The sequence below is a fragment of the Streptomyces sp. HSS9-12 genome (assembly GCF_054963655.1).
On the sequence record NZ_JBUEGC010000010.1, the window covers coordinates 45595 to 61644 of the forward strand.

A 16050-nucleotide genomic window follows, 5' to 3' on the forward strand; every position below is an offset into this window, starting at 1 on the left:
GTGGCCTGGACCAGCGGCACGGCATTCCTTGGCGATCAGCGTCCAGGTCGATGCGCGGTGGGCGCCTGCGCCGCGATGTGCGCGAGTGGCTCGGTAGGCTCACGAGCCATGCCCGCGTCAGAACCCACCATCCTCGCCACCTCCGGTGGCCACCGCGTCGGAGACCGAACCATGGTGGCCTTCGATGCTCTCGTGCACCACGCTGTCGATCTGTCCGGAGTCCACGGACGCCGACCCCGGGTGATGTACGTCGGTACGGCGATCGGCGACGCCGAGCACTTCACGGCACGCATGACCGAGGCCGCTCGGGTCGCCGGGTTCCACCTGACGCCACTGCACCTGTTCCCCATGCCGAACCTTGAGGACCTGGAAGGCGCCGTCCTCGATCAGGACGCCGTCTGGGTCATGGGCGGTTCGGTCGCGAACCTGCTGGCCGTGTGGCGCGTCCACGGGCTTGACGCCATATTCCGCCGGGCCTGGGAAGCCGGTGTCGTGCTCAGCGGGGTCAGCGCAGGGTCGATCTGCTGGTTCCAGGGCGGCACCACCGACTCCTTCGGCCCCGAACTGCGGCCGCTCACCAACGCACTCGGTTTCCTGCCTTACGGCAACGGCGTCCACTACGACAGCGACAAGGGACGCCGTCCTCTGGTGCACCGGCTCGTCGCCGATGGCACCCTGCCCGTCACGCACTGCACTGACGACGGGGTGGGTCTGGTCTACCGCGGAACCGAGTTCGTCGAAGCCGTCACGGAGTCGACAGGGAAGGGCGCCTATGTCGTCGCGCGCGAGGGGGACTCGGCTGTCGAGGAACGCATTGAACCGCGCCGGCTACCGCCGTCACGGCGGTAGACCCCGCAGGGCGCCATCGGTGACAGCCGTGCCCGCTGAAGGTGACGCGGACGCCCGGGAGGTGCCGGCGAGCTGACCGCCGTGCGGTGTTCCGCGCCGTACGCGAACCCCCCGCCTACCCCCGTATATGAACACGCGGTGAGCGCGGTCTCTCCCCGACGCAAGGGGCGGATGGCGCCCATCAGACCTGGTGATCCACGTCCCGTGATCGGTGCCGCTCGTTCCGGTGGCGTTCAAACTCAGGCCATCCCCGGTGCCAACCATCCGAGTGAGCGGGAAAGTTCCCCGCCCCACCGCACTCGGGGAGATCGCGCATGTCCCGGACCAGGTCCGTCGTCTCCGCCTTCGACCGCCGCACCCTGATCGCCGCCGCGGGCGCCCTCGGTGCCTCCGTCGGGCTCGGAGCAGCTCTCGGGCCCGGCGGAAGTTCGGCCGAGGCGACCCCGCCCGCGACGAGCCGGGCCGCGGCGCGGCCGGCCGTACGCGACGCGCCCGGAGCGCCGGTCGCGCCCGTCGCCCCCGCCGTGCCGTCGAAGGTCGGCACCACGCTGGAGACGGTGGCCACCCCGCGCGGTTCCGGCGGCTACCGGCGCCTTGACGACGGTCCCGCCTGGCGCCGCGTCGTACGGGCCGATCTGGCCGCCGCCAAGCCCGGCCGCGCGGACCGCCGTACCGCCCTCGCCTCGTTCGTGCAGTTCACCGACCTCCACATCGTCGATGTGCAGCACCCGCTGCGCAGCGAGTTCCTGCGCCCGGAGCTGCTGAGCGCCTTCCGCCCGCAGGAGGCGCTGTCCGTGGCCGGCGCGGTCTCGCTCGTCGAGCGGATCAACGGGCTGCACGGTGGCCCCGCCACCGGTGCCCCCCTCTCCTTCGTCATGACCACCGGCGACAACACCGACAACAACTCGAAGTCGGAGCTGGAGTGGTTCCTCACCGTCATGAGCGGCGGCCGGGTCACGCCCAACACCGGCGACCCTCGGCACTACGAGGGCGTGCAGAACAGCGGTCTGAAGCTCTACTGGCAGCCGGATAACCCAGTGCGCGACCAGGACAAGCGGCTCGGGTTTCCGCACATCCACGGCTACCTGGACGCGGCGATCCGCAGCGTCGAGAGCCCCGGTCTGCGCATGCCGTGGTACTCCACCGTCGGCAACCACGACGGCCTGCCCGGCGGCTGCTACGCGCCCGGCCAGGCCTTCTTCGCCGAGTTCGCCGTCGGCGGCCGCAAGCTCGAATCCATTCCGGCCGCCGAGGCCGCCGCGCTGTGGGACGCGGTGAAGAAGGGCATGGACCCGTACGGCAAGCACTACGCGGAGCTGCTGCGCACCCGTACCCGCTCCATGCGCACGGTCACCCCCGACCCGCACCGCGCCCCCTTCACGCCCCACGAATACCTGGAGGCGCACCTCGACCCGGCGTACGCGGGTGCCGGGCCCGTCGGCCACGGCTACACCGCCGCCAACCTCGCGGCGAACCGGCTGTACTACTCCTTCCGCATCGCCGACGGCGTGCTGGGCATCAGCCTCGACACCACCAACTCCGGCGGACATTACGAAGGCTCGATCGGTTCCGCCCAGCTGCGCTGGCTCAAGCGCACCCTGGCCGCGCACCGGGACGACCATGTGCTGGTCTTCAGCCACCACACCAGCGCGACGATGCGCAATCTGCGGCCGGACCCGGAACGCCCGCACGAGCAGCGGCACGGCGGCGATGAGCTGGTGGCCGCCCTCAAGCGGTACCCCAATGTGCTGGCGTGGATCAACGGCCACAGCCACAAGAACCACATCACCCCGCACGGCACCTTCTGGGAGATCTCCACCGCCTCGCACGTCGACTTCCCGCAGCTGGCGCGCATCATCGAGCTGGTGGACAACGGTGACGGCACCCTGTCGCTGTTCACCACGCTGGTGGAGTCCGCCGCCCCGCACCGTACGGACTTCGCCGACCTCTCCAACACCGGGCTCGCCGCGCTCTACCGCGAGCTGTCCTTCAACGCTCCGGGCAGCCGGACCACCCTCGCAGGCGACCCGACCGACCGGAACACGGAGCTGCTGCTGAAGCGCCCGTAGGTTCAAGCCGCCGTCGGTGACCGGAAGTCCGGCGCCGGGTGGCCACCGCGCCACACTGCGCGACGTCACCGCCTCGACGTCGTTGTACGGAAGCGTGGCACGGTTCGGGTTCCATGGCGGGTGCCACGCGGAACGGCCGCCACTCCGCTGCCGTCAGCTTCAACGCCGACTGGGCCGGCGACAGCCAGACACTGCTGGAGGCCGAGTTCTGCGGGAAGGCTCGCGCGGAGAGTGCGCGGAACGAGAGGCCGGGGGCCGAGAGTCCGGTGCTGTCCGAAGCCTGGTGACGCCTTGAACCGGAAGCACGGACACGATGAGTGCGGCGGCGGTGATGCGGAAGGCCTGCGGCCGGAACAGTCGCTTCGATGCGGCGACATCACTGAGATCAGCTGGGGCGGCGGGCCACCGGGGCTCACCGGGGGAGGATGACCACATACGCGGCCGGCTCCCGGTCGGCCGCGGCCGTCAGGGCCGTACGGACCACGGTGGCCTGCTGCTCCAGCGCCTCCCTCAGCTTCTTGGGGGTGGTGTGCACAACGGTGATGCCCAGCCGCTCCAGGGCCTCGCGCTTGCGGGCGCCCTCGGACCACGCTGTGTTCTCGTCCTGTCGCGGCGAGCGGGCGTCGATCTCCAGGGCGACGGCGTGGTCCGGCCAGTAGGCGTCGACCCCGCCCAGATGCGGGCCTCCCGGCAGCCGCAGGTCGACGTTCCACAGCGGGTCGGGCAGGTCGCAGACGCGCACCATGTCGTACAGCCGGCCCTCCGCGAGCGCCCGGCCCTCGGCCAGCAGGGTGTCCACCGCGTCGACGACATGCGGCCGGCCCAGCAGCCGGGAGCGGCTCAACTCCCGGACGACAGCCGCCGGTTCGCAGTGACCGCCGCGCACGGCCTCGGTGAGCAGGCCGCGTACGGCCGAGGCGTCGGAGAGGCCGGCGACGGCGTCGGCCAGGGCGCGCGGCACGGGGGCCACCGGCAGGCCGGTGACCTGCAGCGGCTTCGGCTGCACCTGGGAGCGGACGATGTGCGCCAGGCCGGTGGAGCGGAGGCGGCGGGTCCGGGGGACGAGCACATCGATGTGGACGAGGGAGGTCAGCGGGGGAGCGGAAGCGAAGCCGTGCAGGGCCAGCGCCGCCAGCCCGGTGATCATCGCGTCGCCGAAGGGCCCGGCCTTGGCCTTGGCTGCGGCGCATCCCTTCGCCAGCTGCTCCGGCACACCCTTGCGCCCCAGCGTGGGACGCCCCGCGTACAGCAGCGCCGCGTGCAGCCGCTCCTCGCTGGTCGGCGGCCCTGGGTGCAGCAGATAGACGCCGGGGAGCAGCTGCTGCCAGGGGCCGCCGGACTGGCAGCGCTCGGCCGCGGCAGCCGTGGTGACGCCGTGCTGCCGCAGCTGGTTGATGGTGAGCACGCGGGGCTGGGCCTCGGAGAGGTGGCTGAGGGGGCGGGGGGAGAGCGGGGTGTTGTGGTTCATGCCCCCAGCGATTCCCGCCCCCGGACCGACTCCTAACGGCTGTTACACGCCTGTCGACAAACCAGGACAACGCCGTACTAAAGTACGGGAGTTCGAATGCCGATCAGGACTCCGCCGAACGTGGGTCCAAGCGGGGTGTGACGGTGTGCCGTTCGCGGTGCCGGCGGCGCGGGCGTTTCCCGAGCGCCGTTGTCCGGACGCGACGCTGCGCACCCTCCCCGGGTGGGCCGTCGGCCCCGCCGCCGACCGCGACCTGGAGAATCGGTGCTGCCCGCCGCGGGCGACCCCGTGCCCGTGGGATGCTGGGCGTGTGACACCGCAGGACCTGGTCCGGCTGCGCCGGGCCCGTGACGTGATGGACCGCGACTACGCGCGGCCGCTCGATGTGCCCGCGATGGCGCGCGTCGCCCTCATGTCGCCGGGCCACTTCTCCCGCAGCTTCCGCGCCGCCTTCGGCGAGACGCCGTACAGCTACCTGATGACCCGTCGGATGGAGCGCGCGAAGGCGCTGCTGCGGCGGGGTGACCTGTCGGTGACGGAGGTCTGTTTCGCGGTCGGGTGTACCTCGCTGGGGTCCTTCAGCTCGCGGTTCACTGAGCTGGTCGGCGAGAGCCCGAGCGCCTACCGGGCCCGCCGCCACGACCACGGCGCCGCCATCCCCGCGTGCATCGCCAAGATCATGACGCGGCCGGTCAGGAGACCGGTCAGGAATGGAGAAGCGAAGCCCGCGGCTCAGCCGTAGCGTGATGAGCATGGACATCAAGCTTTCTACGTGCTTCATCGCCGTTGACGACCATGACAAGGCGCTCGGCTTCTACCGCGACGTTCTCGGCCTCGAGGTGCGCAATGACGTCGAGTTCGAGGGGATGCGCTGGGTGACCGTGGGGTCACCGTCCCAGCCGGATGTGGACATCGTCCTCGAACCGCCCTTGGCGGACCCGAACGCCTCGCCGGCCGACAAGCAGGCGATGGCGGAGCTGATGGCCAAGGGCCTGCTGCGCGCCGTCATCTTCACGACCGGCGACTGCGACGCGACCTTCGAACGTATCCTTGCGGCGGGTGGTGAGGTGGTGCAGGAGCCGATCGACCAGCCGTACGGCGTCCGCGACTGCGCCTTCCGTGACCCTTCCGGCAACCTGCTGCGCTTCACCCAGCCGCGCGCCAAGTGAGCTTCGTGCCCCGGGCGCGCCCGCCCTGCCCCGCGCGCCCGCGGCGCGGGGCTTGCCCGCCCACGCCCTGATTTTGGCGCGGGTGGGCGGGGAAAACTCCGGCGCGAAGCGCCGGGAAAGTCCGGCGGCCCCACCCCGCGGCCGAGAGGCGACGCCTCAAAAGCGCCCCTGCGCCGGGGAGACGTGTCGCCGGATTCGTGCCGGGCTCAGGCCACGGCCTCCGGCCGTTTGCGGGGCCCGACGGGGGCGGCCCCTGGGCCGGGGAATCGCGCCGCCGGAGTCGTGCCGGCGCTCAGGCCACGGCCCCTGGCCGTCAGCGGGAGCCGCCGGAGGCGGCCCCCGCATCGCACGCCTGGGCACGGAGCGCCCGGGCGAGGTCGTCCCGGGCCTCCAGCACCAGCCGCCGCAGCGCGGGCGGCGCCTCCGCATGCGCGGCCAGCCACGCATCGGTCGCCTCCAGCGTCTCCTGGTTGCTCTGCAGCGCCGGGAACAGACCGCGCACGATCGCCATCGCGATCTCGATCGACCGCTCCCGCCACACCCGCTCGATCGCCGCGAAGTACTTCGGCGCGTACGGGGCGAGCAGCTCCCGCTGACCCGGCTGGTCCAGGCCCGCGATGGTCGCCTCCACCAGCGCGTTGGACAGCTTGTCGGACTCCACCACATCCGCCCAGGCCCGCGCCTTGACCTCGGCGGACGGCTGCGCGGCCAGGCACCGCACCTGGTGCCGCTTGCCGGAGGCGGTGTCGTCGCGGGCCAGCTCGGCCGCGAGCCGCCCCTCGTCGGCGATGCCGTGCGAGGCGAGCGGCTCCAGGAACGTCCAGCGCAGCTCCTGGTCGACATCCAGCCCGTCGATCTTCGCCGTGCCCGCCAACAGCCCCTCCAGCAGCTGCAGATCAGCCGGGCGGCTCGCCACCTGGGCGAAGAACCGTGCCCACGCCAGCTGGTGGCCGCTGCCCGGCTCGGCCAGCCCCAGTTGCTGCAGCGCTCCCTCTGCGAGCGCCTGGCCGCCCTGTTCCCGCCACTCGGGCGCCGCGTAGTGGACCAGCGCCGACTGCGCCCAGGTGTGCAGCGTCTGCAGAACGCCGATGTCGCTCTCCCGCCCCGCGAACCGCAGCACCAGATCGAGGAAGTCGCGGGCCGGCATCAGCGCGTCCCGGGTGAGGTTCCACAGCGCCGACCAGCTCAGCGCCCGGGCCAGTGGGTCGGCGATCTCGCCGAGGGATCCGCGCAGGGTGTCCAGGGACCGCTCGTCGAAGCGGATCTTGCAGTACGTCAGGTCCTCGTCGTTGACCAGGATCAGATCGGGCCGCTCGGCCCCGGCCAGCTCGCTCACCACCGTCCGCGGCCCGGAGACGTCCACCTCCGCGCGGGCGTACCGCAGCAGCTTTGTCCGGTCGCTCGCCTCCGGGCGCTGTGACCCGGCGTCGACGCTCCTCGACACTGCGCTCGTTCCTCGCTTGGTCTCGTCGCTTTCGACGCCGGCCCGCCCTTCGGCTCGCTCGCGTGCGCCGTCTCCCTCCTGCCGCCGGTAGAGCCCGACCGCGACCCGGTGCGGCCGCAGCTGGGCCATGTCCAGGCCGGCGGCCGGCTCGGTCAGCGGTGCCGAGGCCTCCTGGAAGACCGCCAGCTCGGTGATCCGGTCGCTCGCGTCGTACGTGGCCTGCGGCGTCAGCGCGTTGACGCCGGCGGTCTGGAGCCACGACCGGGACCAGGCGGCCATGTCCCGGCCCGAGGTTTCGGCGAGCACCGACAGCAGGTCGTCCAGCCGCGTGTTCCCGTACGCGTGCCGCTTGAAGTAGCGCCGGGCGCCCTCCAGGAACGCCTCCCGCCCGACGTACGCGACCAGCTGCTTGAGCACCGACGCACCCTTGGCGTAGGTGATGCCGTCGAAGTTGAGCTTGGCGTCCTCCAGGTCACGGATGTCGGCCGTGACCGGGTGGGTGGACGGCAGCTGGTCGGCCCGGTACGCCCAGGCCTTGCGGCGGTTGGCGAAGGTGATCCAGCCGTCGGTGAACCGGGTGGCCTCCACCAGCGAGAACGCGCCCATGAAGTCGGCGAAGGACTCCTTGAGCCACAGGTCGTCCCACCACTCCATGGTCACCAGATCGCCGAACCACATGTGCGCCATCTCGTGCAGGATGACGTTCGCCCGGTGCTCGTACGAGGCCTGGGTGACCTTGCCGCGGAAGATGAACTCCTCCCGGAAGGTGACGCAGCCCGGGTTCTCCATGGCGCCGATGTTGTACTCCGGCACGAACGCCTGGTCGTACTTGCCCCACGGATACGGGTAGTCGAAGTGGTCGTGGAAGAAGTCCAGGCCCTGCTTGGTGACGGTGAAGATGTCGTCCGCGTCGAAGTGCTTGGCGAGCGACCGGCGGCACAGCGCCCCGAGCGGGATCTCCAGGACGGAATTGTCCGGAAGCGTACGGCTGTAGTGGTCGGTCACATAGTGGTAGGGACCGGCGACGATCGCCGTGATGTACGTCGAGATCGGCTTCGTCGGTACGAACCGCCAGGTCGCCGCGCCCACCCCGGTCGGCTCCGGCTCACCCTCCCGCGCGCTGTTGCTCAGCACCGTCCAGTCCGCGGGGGCGGTCACCGAGAAGCGATAAGGCGCCTTGAGGTCCGGCTGCTCGAAGTTCGCGAAGACGCGGCGGGCGTCCGCCGGCTCGTACTGCGTGTACAGGTAGACCTCGCCGTCCTCCGGGTCTTCGAACCGGTGCAGGCCCTCGCCGGTCCGGCTGTAGGCGCACTGCGCGTCCACCGTCAGGACGTTCTCCGCCCGCAGCCCGCCGAGCACGATCCGCGTCCCGTCGAAGACCGCCGCCGGGTCCAACTCCCGCCCGTTGAGCGTCACCGAGGTGACGGCCGGGGCGACCAGGTCGACGAAGGTCGCGGCACCCGGCTCGGCACAGCGGAAGCGGATCGTCGTCGTCGACCGGAAGGTGCGCGGCTGGTCCTCGTCGCCACCGGGGTCGACCGCCGAGCGCACGTCCAGCGCCACCTCGTACCCGTCCACGGACAGCAGCGCGGCCCGCTCGCGGGCCTCGTCACGGGTCAGGTTCTCACCGGTCACGAACGGCTCCTTTGCGCGTCAGCTCGTCCTTTTCTCACCATCCGAACGCTCGCCATAGTGTCACGGAGCTGTGACGGCGGGCTCCCGGGAATGGCAGCGCCGCCGCGTAGGTTGGCCGGAGAGATCAGCAATTCAACGAATCCACGATGTGTGCGTAGGAGATCCCGTGACCGCACCCGAGAAGACCCCAGTCGACTTCTGGTTCGATCCGCTCTGCCCGTGGGCGTGGCTGACCTCGCGCTGGATGCTCGAGGTGGAGAAGGTACGTCCGGTCGAGGTGCGCTGGCATGTGATGAGCCTGGCGGTCCTCAACGAGCCGAAGCTCGATGAGCTCCCCGAGCAGTACCGCGAGATGCTGGCGACCACGGCCTGGGGCCCGGTGCGGGTGGCCATCGCCGCCGAGCAGAAGCACGGCAGCGAGGTACTCGGCCGACTCTACACCGCTATGGGCACCCGCTTCCACAACCGCGGCGAGGGCGCCACCCCCGAGGCGATCCGGGCCGCGCTCGAGGACGCCGGGCTGCCGGCGGAGCTGGCGGACTACGCCGACTCGAACGAGTACGACACCGAGCTGCGCGCCTCCCACAAGGAGGGCATCGAGCTGGTCGGCCAGGACGTCGGCACCCCGGTGATCGCGCTGCCCGGCCACGACGGTGAGCGGATCGCCTTCTTCGGCCCGGTCGTCACCCCGGCTCCGAAGGGTGAGGCCGCCGCCAAGCTGTGGGACGGCACGCTGATGGTCGCTTCCACGCCCGGCTTCTACGAGATCAAGCGGACCCGTACCGAGGGCCCGGTCTTCGACTGACCGCTCCGGGTACGGCAGCGCGCGTAGGAACGCAGGCCGCCGGAATCCCCCCGACATGCCCGCGCCCTGCCTGCCCCTTCACCGAAGGGGCAGGCAGGGCGCGGGCTTTGTGATCCTTTCGCGCGGGCTCAGTCGCGCGACGCCGCCACGAACCGCTGACGCACGTAGCCGATGAGCGCGAGCACCAGTGCCATCCCGCCGGTGAAGTACAGCTGCACCCGGGTGTCGGGCTGCTGTGCCATCAGGGCCAGGATCGCCAGCACGCCGGCCAGGGCCACCCAGGTCAGGGCCGGGAACGCCCACATCCTCACGACCAGCTTCTCGGGTGCCTCGCGCTCCAGCTTCCGCCGCATCCGCAACTGGGCCACGGCGATGAAGGCCCAGACCACCAGCACGGCCGCGCCGACCATGTTCAGCAGCCAGGCGAAGACGGTGTCCGGCCACCAGAAGCTGAGCAGCACCGCGAAGAAGCCGAAGCCCGAGGAGGCGATCACCGCGAGCCGGGGCACACCGCCCGAGACCTTGCCGAGGAACTTCGGGCCCTCGCCGCGCGCGATCAGCGAGTAGGCCATGCGCGAGGAGCCGTAGATGTTGGCGTTCATCGCGGACAGCAGGGCGACCAGCACGATGACGTTCATCAGCTGGCCCGCGGCCGGGATGCCGAGCCGGTCCAGCACGGCGACGTACGGACCGTGCTTGACGACCGCCGGGTCGTTCCACGGGATCAGCGTGACGATCACCAGCATCGAGCCGACGTAGAAGACGGCGATGCGCCACATGGCGGTGCGCACGGCCTTCGCGACGCCGCGGACGGGGTGCTCGGACTCGGCGGCCGCGATGGTGACCGTCTCCAGGCCGCCGTACGCGAACACGGAGGCGAGCAGACCGACGACCAGGCCGTTCGCGCCGTTGGGCAGGAAGCCGCCGCCACCGGTGAGGTGTGACGTACCCGGGGCGTGGGTGCCGGGCAGCACGCCGAAGACGGCCAGGGCGCCCAGGACCAGGAACAGCGAGATCGCGACGACCTTCAGCGCGGCGAACCAGAACTCGAACTCACCGAAGTTGCTCACCGCGGCCAGGTTCGTACCGCAGAACAGGGCCATGAACAGCAGGACCCACATCCAGGACTCGGTGCCCGGGAGCCAGCTGGTCATGATCCCCGCGGCGCCGATCGCCTCCGCGGCGACGCCCACGCACAGCAGCGTCCAGAACATCCAGCCGGTGGTGAAGCCCGCCCAGGGGCCGATCGCCCGCTCGGCGTGCACCGAGAACGAGCCGGAGGCCGGATTGGCGGCCGACATCTCGCCCAGCATGCGCATCACCAGCATGACGAGCAGGCCGGAGATGGCGTACGCGACGACGATCGACGGTCCGGCCGCCGCGATACCGGCGCCGGAGCCGACGAACAGGCCGGCGCCGATCACACCGCCCAGGGCGATCATCGACAGATGGCGCTGCTTGAGGCCGTGGGAGAGCGGGGTGCTGCTCTGGGGCGCCTCGGCGGCGGTTTCGCGCGCGGGCGCTGAGGACAGGGATGTCCGGTTCATGGGCAAGGTGTCCAGTAAATGAGAGGTCAGCGGTCGCCCCAGTGTGCGGGGGTGCACCGCTCACGACAACGCCTGGTTCGCGATGGACCGATATTCGGACGGCATGGTGACGCTTCGCAGCCGTCGTGTCGCCGGAATCGGCTCACTGGGGCCGGGCTCCTTTGGTGGGACCCCACAGTCTCCCCAGCGTCAGCCGTCCGCGCTTGCCATGGGCGCCCTGCCCGCCGCGTGGAAGCTCATGGGCCGTCGCGGCTGACGGCCCTGCCCGCTCGCACGACGCGAGGGCCCGCACCCGTCGAAACGGGTGCGGCCCCTGGACGCGCAGGGCGCTCGTACGACCGTCCCCGCCGTACGAACGGTGCCCTACGACCCGGTGACGGCGTCCTTCCGGTCGCCGCCGCCGATCTTCAGCCGGTCGCGCACGAGCGCGATGACCAGCACGAGCGCGGCCGCCAGCACCGACATGATCACCTGCTCCCGCCCCGCGGGGTCGGTCAGCATGTAGACCAGCACGAACGAGATCATCGCGATGGTCGCCCAGGTCAGGTACGGGAACAGCCACATCCGCACGATGAGCTTCTGCGGGTTCTCCCGCAGGATGATCCGGCGCATCCGCAGCTGGGTGAAACAGATCACCAGCCACACGAAGAGGGCCACCGCACCTGAGGAGTTCAGGAGGAACGCGAAGACGGTGTCCGGCCACTTGTAGTTGAAGAACACGGCGACGAAGCCGAAGATCACCGATCCGAGGATCGCCGCCTGCGGGACGCCGCGGCTGTTCGTCCGGGCGAAGGACTTCGGCGCGTCACCGCGCTCGCCGAGCGAGAAGGCCATCCGGGAGGCGGTGTAGAGGCCGGAGTTCAGGCAGGACAGCACGGCGGTGAGCACGATGACGTTCATGACCTGGCCGGCGTGCGGGATGCCGATCGAGTCGAGCGCGGCCACGTAGGAGCCGTTCTTGACGATCGACTTGTCGTTCCACGGCAGCAGGCTGACCACGACGAAGATCGAGCCCAGGTAGAAGACGGCGATCCGCCAGATCACGCTGTTGGTGGCCTTGGTGACCGCGCGCTGCGGGTCCTCGGACTCACCGGCGGCCAGGGTGACGATCTCGCTGCCCATGAAGGAGAAGACGACCATCAGCACACCGGTGAGGATGGCGCCGGGGCCGTTGGGCAGGAAGCCGCCGTGCGCGGTGAGGTTGGCCAGCCCGGCCGTGTGGCTGTCGGAGCCGGGGAGGACGCCGAAGACCGCGAGCCCGCCGACCGCGATGAACGCGGCGATGGCGACGACCTTGATGCCGGCGAACCAGAACTCGAACTCACCATAGGAGCCGACCGAGGCCAGGTTGGTCGCGGTCAGCACGACCATCACGATCAGCGCCCAGGCCCACTGCGGTACGGCGGGAACCCATCCCTCCAGGATCTTGGCACCCGCGGTGGCCTCGACCGCGAGCACCACGACCCAGAAGAACCAGTACAGCCAGCCGATGGAGAAGCCGGCCCAGCGGCCGAGGGCCCGGTCCGCGTACGCGGAGAAGGAGCCGGAGGTCGGGTTGGCCGCGGCCATCTCGCCGAGCATCCGCATCACGAAGACGACCATGGCGCCGACGAGGGCGTACGACAGCAGGATGCCCGGGCCGGCGGCAGCGATACCGGAGCCGGAGCCCACGAAAAGCCCGGCCCCGATGACGCCGCCAATTGCGATCATGGAAAGGTGGCGGTTCTTGAGTCCGGCCTTGAGGCCGTCGGAGGTGCCCTTCTGCTCAGGATCGCTGAGCGGCGGGGCCACCTTGGTGCGTGTCGGCTGCGCGTTCATGCACAATCCTTACGAGTGTCGGTGGACAGCCCTGGCATTCAAACCAAGGGGAAACTGATGCGGAACCCCTGATTCCCGATCGTTGCATTCGTCACACCGGGGAAACACAGGAAGCCGCGGCCGGACACAGGGCGACGGCCCCGGCGGCGCCCGGCCCTGACCGCCCATGCCACACTCGGATCATGCGCGTGTATCTCGGCTCCGATCATGCCGGTTTCGAACTCAAGAACCACCTTGTCGCCTGGCTCACAGCCCGCGGCCATGAGCCCGTCGACTGCGGTCCCCTCATCTACGACGCCCAGGACGACTACCCGCCGTTCTGCCTCCGCGCCGCTGAGAAGACCGCAGCCGACCCCGACAGCCTCGGCATCGTCATCGGCGGCTCCGGCAACGGCGAGGCCATCGCCGCCAACAAGGTCAAGGGCGTACGGGCCGCGCTGGCCTGGAGCGAGCAGACCGCCGCGCTCGGGCGTGAGCACAACAACGCCAACGTGGTCAGCATCGGCGCCCGGATGCACTCCCTGGACGAGGCGACGAAGTTCGTCGAGATCTTCCTGGGCACCCCGTACTCGAACGAGGAGCGGCACACCCGCCGGATCGAGATGCTGACCCGGTACGAGACCACGGGCGAGCTGCCGCCCATCCCGGCCCACCATCCCCAGCAGGAGGGCTGATCCTCGGATGCCCGAGGGGCACACGATCCACCGGCTGGCCGCCGACCACCTCGAGAGGTTCGGCGGCCGGCCTGTGCGTGCCACCAGCCCGCAGGGGAAGTTCGCGGACGGTGCCGCGCTCATCGACGGCCAGGTCCTCGAGCACGCCGACGCCCACGGCAAGCACCTCTTCCTGGGGTTCGGGGCCACCGGATGGGTCCACGTCCACCTCGGGCTCTTCGGCAAGCTGGGCTTCGGCGACGCTCCGGCTCCGCCGCCCACCGAGACCGTACGGCTGCGGCTGGTGAACACGGGCGCGTACGCCGATCTGCGCGGGCCCACCGCCTGTGCGCTGATCACCGACGCCGAGAAGCAGGCGATACACGACCGGCTCGGCCCGGACCCCCTCCGCTGCGCTCCGTCCCCCCTCTTCGAGCAGCCTGCGGCCTTGCGACGGCGGCAGGAGCACGACGGCGAGCGCGCCTGGCGCCGGCTCTCCCGCAGCCGCACCAGCATCGCCGCACTGCTCATGGACCAGAAGGTGATCGCGGGCGTCGGCAACGTCTACCGCGCCGAGGTGCTGTTCCGGCACGGCGTCGACCCGTACCGCCCCGGCCGGGAGGTGACGCGCGCCGAGTGGGACGCGATGTGGGCCGACCTGGTCCTGCTGATGAGCGAAGGCGTACGGAACAACCGGATCGACACCGTCCGGCCCGAGCACACGCCTGAGGCCATGGGCCGGCCGCCGCGCGTGGACGACCACGGCGGCGAGGTGTACGTCTACCGCCGCGCCCACCAGGCGTGCCACGTCTGCGGCGGCGAGATCCGCACCGCCGATCTCGCCGCCCGCAACCTCTTCTGGTGCCCGGGCTGCCAGCGGCGCTAGCGACGCTCCTGCGCTCGGGAGTTCGGGGTCTGCCGGGGGCCGCAGGACGCGTAACTCCCTTGCCATAAACCCGTCCGTATCGGTGCTTCATCGGTCAGGCGATCGCATTCCGTCACCATGTGCGATGAAAACGGATCATCCGGGGGTCCCCCCTACGCGGCCCGGGCGGGGGCGGATAAGGTCCGGGGCAATGGCACGCGGCGCAGGAGCAGAGACTCTTACGGCCCGGATGCGCAAATCGACGCACCGGGCCCGAATCGCCCTGCGCAAAGCCGGAGTGGACTACTTCCGTGGCGACGGCTCCGACTGGATCGCCCTGGCCGCCCTGCTGGCAGCCGTCCCGGCCATCGCCGCTGCCACGGTGGCCGTGCCCGTCTGGTGCACGCCCGCCACGCTCGTCCTCCCGATCATCGTCGGCGGGCTCATCCTGCGGCCGGCGAGCCTGCTGGTGCTGTACGCGGCATCGGCCGCGGCGCTGATCGCCGAATCCACGCTGCTCGGGCCGTACAACGAAGGCCCCTCACGCGTCACGCCCGGCACGATCCTGGTGGTCGGCGCCGTGGGCTTCGCCGGGCTGGTCATCGCCCAGTTCCGCAGCCGGGTCGGAGTGCCGTGGCGGCGTGGCGGCACGATGCTGTTCGACCTGCGCGAACGGATCCGGGTGCAGAGCAAACTGCCGAGCCTGCCCAAGGGCTGGCACCACGAGATGGCGCTACGCCCGGCCGGCGGGCAGTCCTTCTCCGGCGACTTCGTCGTCGCGGCCCGGACGAACGGCGGACGGACGCTCGAAGTCGTCCTGACCGACGTCTCCGGGAAGGGGATGGACGCCGCCTCCCGCGCCCTGCTGCTGTCGGGCGCCTTCGGCGGCCTGCTGGGCTCCCTTCCGCCGCACGCCTTCCTTCCGGCCGCCAACGGATATCTGCTGCGCCAGGACTGGGACGAGGGCTTCGCCACGTCCGTCCATCTCGTACTCGACCTCGACAGCGGCGACTACGAGTTGCTGTCCGCCGGCCATGTCCCGGCGCTGCAGCTGAACGCCGGCACCGGGCGCTGGGAGGAGAAGACGGCGGAGGGCCCGCTGCTCGGGGTCTACGACGGCGCCCAGTTCGACCCGGTGAAGGGGACGCTGCGCCACGGCGACGTCCTGATGCTCTTCACCGACGGCCTGGTCGAGTCCGCCGAGCGGGACCTGACCGAGGGCCTCGACCGCCTGACGGGCGAGGCGGACCGCTATGTGGGCTACGGCTTCCAGGGCGCGGCCTGGCACCTGATCGAAGCGGTGGCCAAGGACGTCAACGACGACCGGGCCCTGCTGCTGATCTGCCGCGACTGACGCCCCGCCGCGGCCCGCAACCGGTGAAGCCCGCGCGGCCGAGGGCAGGCGCAGGACAGCACGATCGCCGCAGCCGCCGTCCCCGACGGTGCCGTGCTGCGGCTGGTGCCGACGTATGACGCCCCGTCCGCTCCCGTTGTGTACGACGTCTCCGACGAGGCGGCCGAGGGCCTGGACGTACCTGCCTGGCGGTGGCGGCCCGCCGCGCGGCGCGCCGTTGCGGGGCTGGCCGCGGTCGTCTTCGCGGCTGCCGCCGGGATGTTGGCCCGTGGCGCGTTCGAGCCCGGTGCCGCCATCGTCCGCCTCGCCGGCCCCCGCGCCACCGGCACCCTCGGCGTCAGCCCCCGCGCCCGGCACCGCTCCCACCGCCGCCG

At 71.1% G+C, this 16050-nt stretch carries 13 protein-coding genes; 9 read left to right on the forward strand and 4 right to left on the reverse strand.

Annotation, left to right across the window (positions count from 1 at the left end):
* Positions 1-108 precede the first annotated feature (108 nt).
* From ACY34J_RS07630 to ACY34J_RS07640, 3 genes are all read left to right on the forward strand, one after another.
* The gene (locus ACY34J_RS07630) at positions 109-849 is read left to right on the forward strand and encodes a Type 1 glutamine amidotransferase-like domain-containing protein (RefSeq protein WP_462725798.1); all 741 of its coding nucleotides are present in this window, start codon (positions 109-111) and stop codon (positions 847-849) included.
* A 314-nt stretch (positions 850-1163) separates the two neighbouring features.
* Complete coding sequence (locus tag ACY34J_RS07635; protein ID WP_462725797.1) at positions 1164-2918, forward strand: TIGR03767 family metallophosphoesterase; 1755 nt, start codon at positions 1164-1166, stop codon at positions 2916-2918.
* Positions 2919-3031: 113 nt separating this feature from the next.
* Entirely contained in the window at positions 3032-3205 is a 174-nt protein-coding gene (locus ACY34J_RS07640; protein ID WP_462725796.1) for a hypothetical protein, read from the forward strand.
* A gap of 125 nt (positions 3206-3330) precedes the next feature.
* Here ACY34J_RS07640 and ACY34J_RS07645 read toward each other — a convergent pair whose 3' ends face one another.
* Positions 3331-4386, reverse strand: a complete 1056-nt coding sequence (locus ACY34J_RS07645; RefSeq protein ID WP_462725795.1) for a hypothetical protein — start codon at positions 4384-4386, stop codon at positions 3331-3333.
* A gap of 310 nt (positions 4387-4696) precedes the next feature.
* On the opposite strand from ACY34J_RS07645, the gene ACY34J_RS07650 reads away from it, so the two are divergent.
* Entirely contained in the window at positions 4697-5128 is a 432-nt protein-coding gene (locus tag ACY34J_RS07650; RefSeq protein ID WP_462725794.1) for a helix-turn-helix transcriptional regulator, read from the forward strand.
* A gap of 10 nt (positions 5129-5138) precedes the next feature.
* Positions 5139-5555, forward strand: coding sequence for a VOC family protein (locus ACY34J_RS07655; RefSeq protein WP_462725793.1), 417 nt, complete (start codon positions 5139-5141; stop codon positions 5553-5555).
* Positions 5556-5868: 313 nt separating this feature from the next.
* On the opposite strand, the gene pepN is transcribed toward ACY34J_RS07655, so the two are convergent.
* Entirely contained in the window at positions 5869-8634 is a 2766-nt protein-coding gene (gene pepN / locus ACY34J_RS07660) for an aminopeptidase N (RefSeq protein WP_462725792.1), read from the reverse strand.
* A gap of 166 nt (positions 8635-8800) precedes the next feature.
* On the opposite strand from pepN, the gene ACY34J_RS07665 reads away from it, so the two are divergent.
* Positions 8801-9439 (forward strand): mycothiol-dependent nitroreductase Rv2466c family protein, encoded by a 639-nt coding sequence (locus tag ACY34J_RS07665; RefSeq protein ID WP_462725791.1) that lies wholly within the window; start codon positions 8801-8803, stop codon positions 9437-9439.
* 128 nt (positions 9440-9567) lie between these two features.
* Here ACY34J_RS07665 and ACY34J_RS07670 read toward each other — a convergent pair whose 3' ends face one another.
* Together ACY34J_RS07670 and ACY34J_RS07675 are read right to left on the reverse strand one after the other, a co-directional pair.
* Positions 9568-10986, reverse strand: a complete 1419-nt coding sequence (locus ACY34J_RS07670) for an amino acid permease (protein ID WP_462725790.1) — start codon at positions 10984-10986, stop codon at positions 9568-9570.
* A 363-nt stretch (positions 10987-11349) separates the two neighbouring features.
* Positions 11350-12804: an amino acid permease gene (locus ACY34J_RS07675; protein WP_462725789.1), complete on the reverse strand. Its 1455-nt coding sequence runs from the start codon at positions 12802-12804 to the stop codon at positions 11350-11352.
* Between the two features lie 182 nt (positions 12805-12986).
* Here ACY34J_RS07675 and ACY34J_RS07680 point away from each other — a divergent pair, with 182 nt between their 5' ends.
* The 3 genes from ACY34J_RS07680 to ACY34J_RS07690 all read left to right on the forward strand — a co-directional run bounded on the left by ACY34J_RS07680 (position 12987) and on the right by ACY34J_RS07690 (position 15676).
* Entirely contained in the window at positions 12987-13478 is a 492-nt protein-coding gene (locus ACY34J_RS07680) for a ribose-5-phosphate isomerase (RefSeq protein ID WP_462725788.1), read from the forward strand.
* Between the two features lie 7 nt (positions 13479-13485).
* Complete coding sequence (locus tag ACY34J_RS07685) at positions 13486-14343, forward strand: Fpg/Nei family DNA glycosylase (protein WP_462725787.1); 858 nt, start codon at positions 13486-13488, stop codon at positions 14341-14343.
* Positions 14344-14533: 190 nt separating this feature from the next.
* Entirely contained in the window at positions 14534-15676 is a 1143-nt protein-coding gene (locus ACY34J_RS07690) for a PP2C family protein-serine/threonine phosphatase (RefSeq protein ID WP_462725786.1), read from the forward strand.
* Positions 15677-16050: the final 374 nt, after the last annotated feature.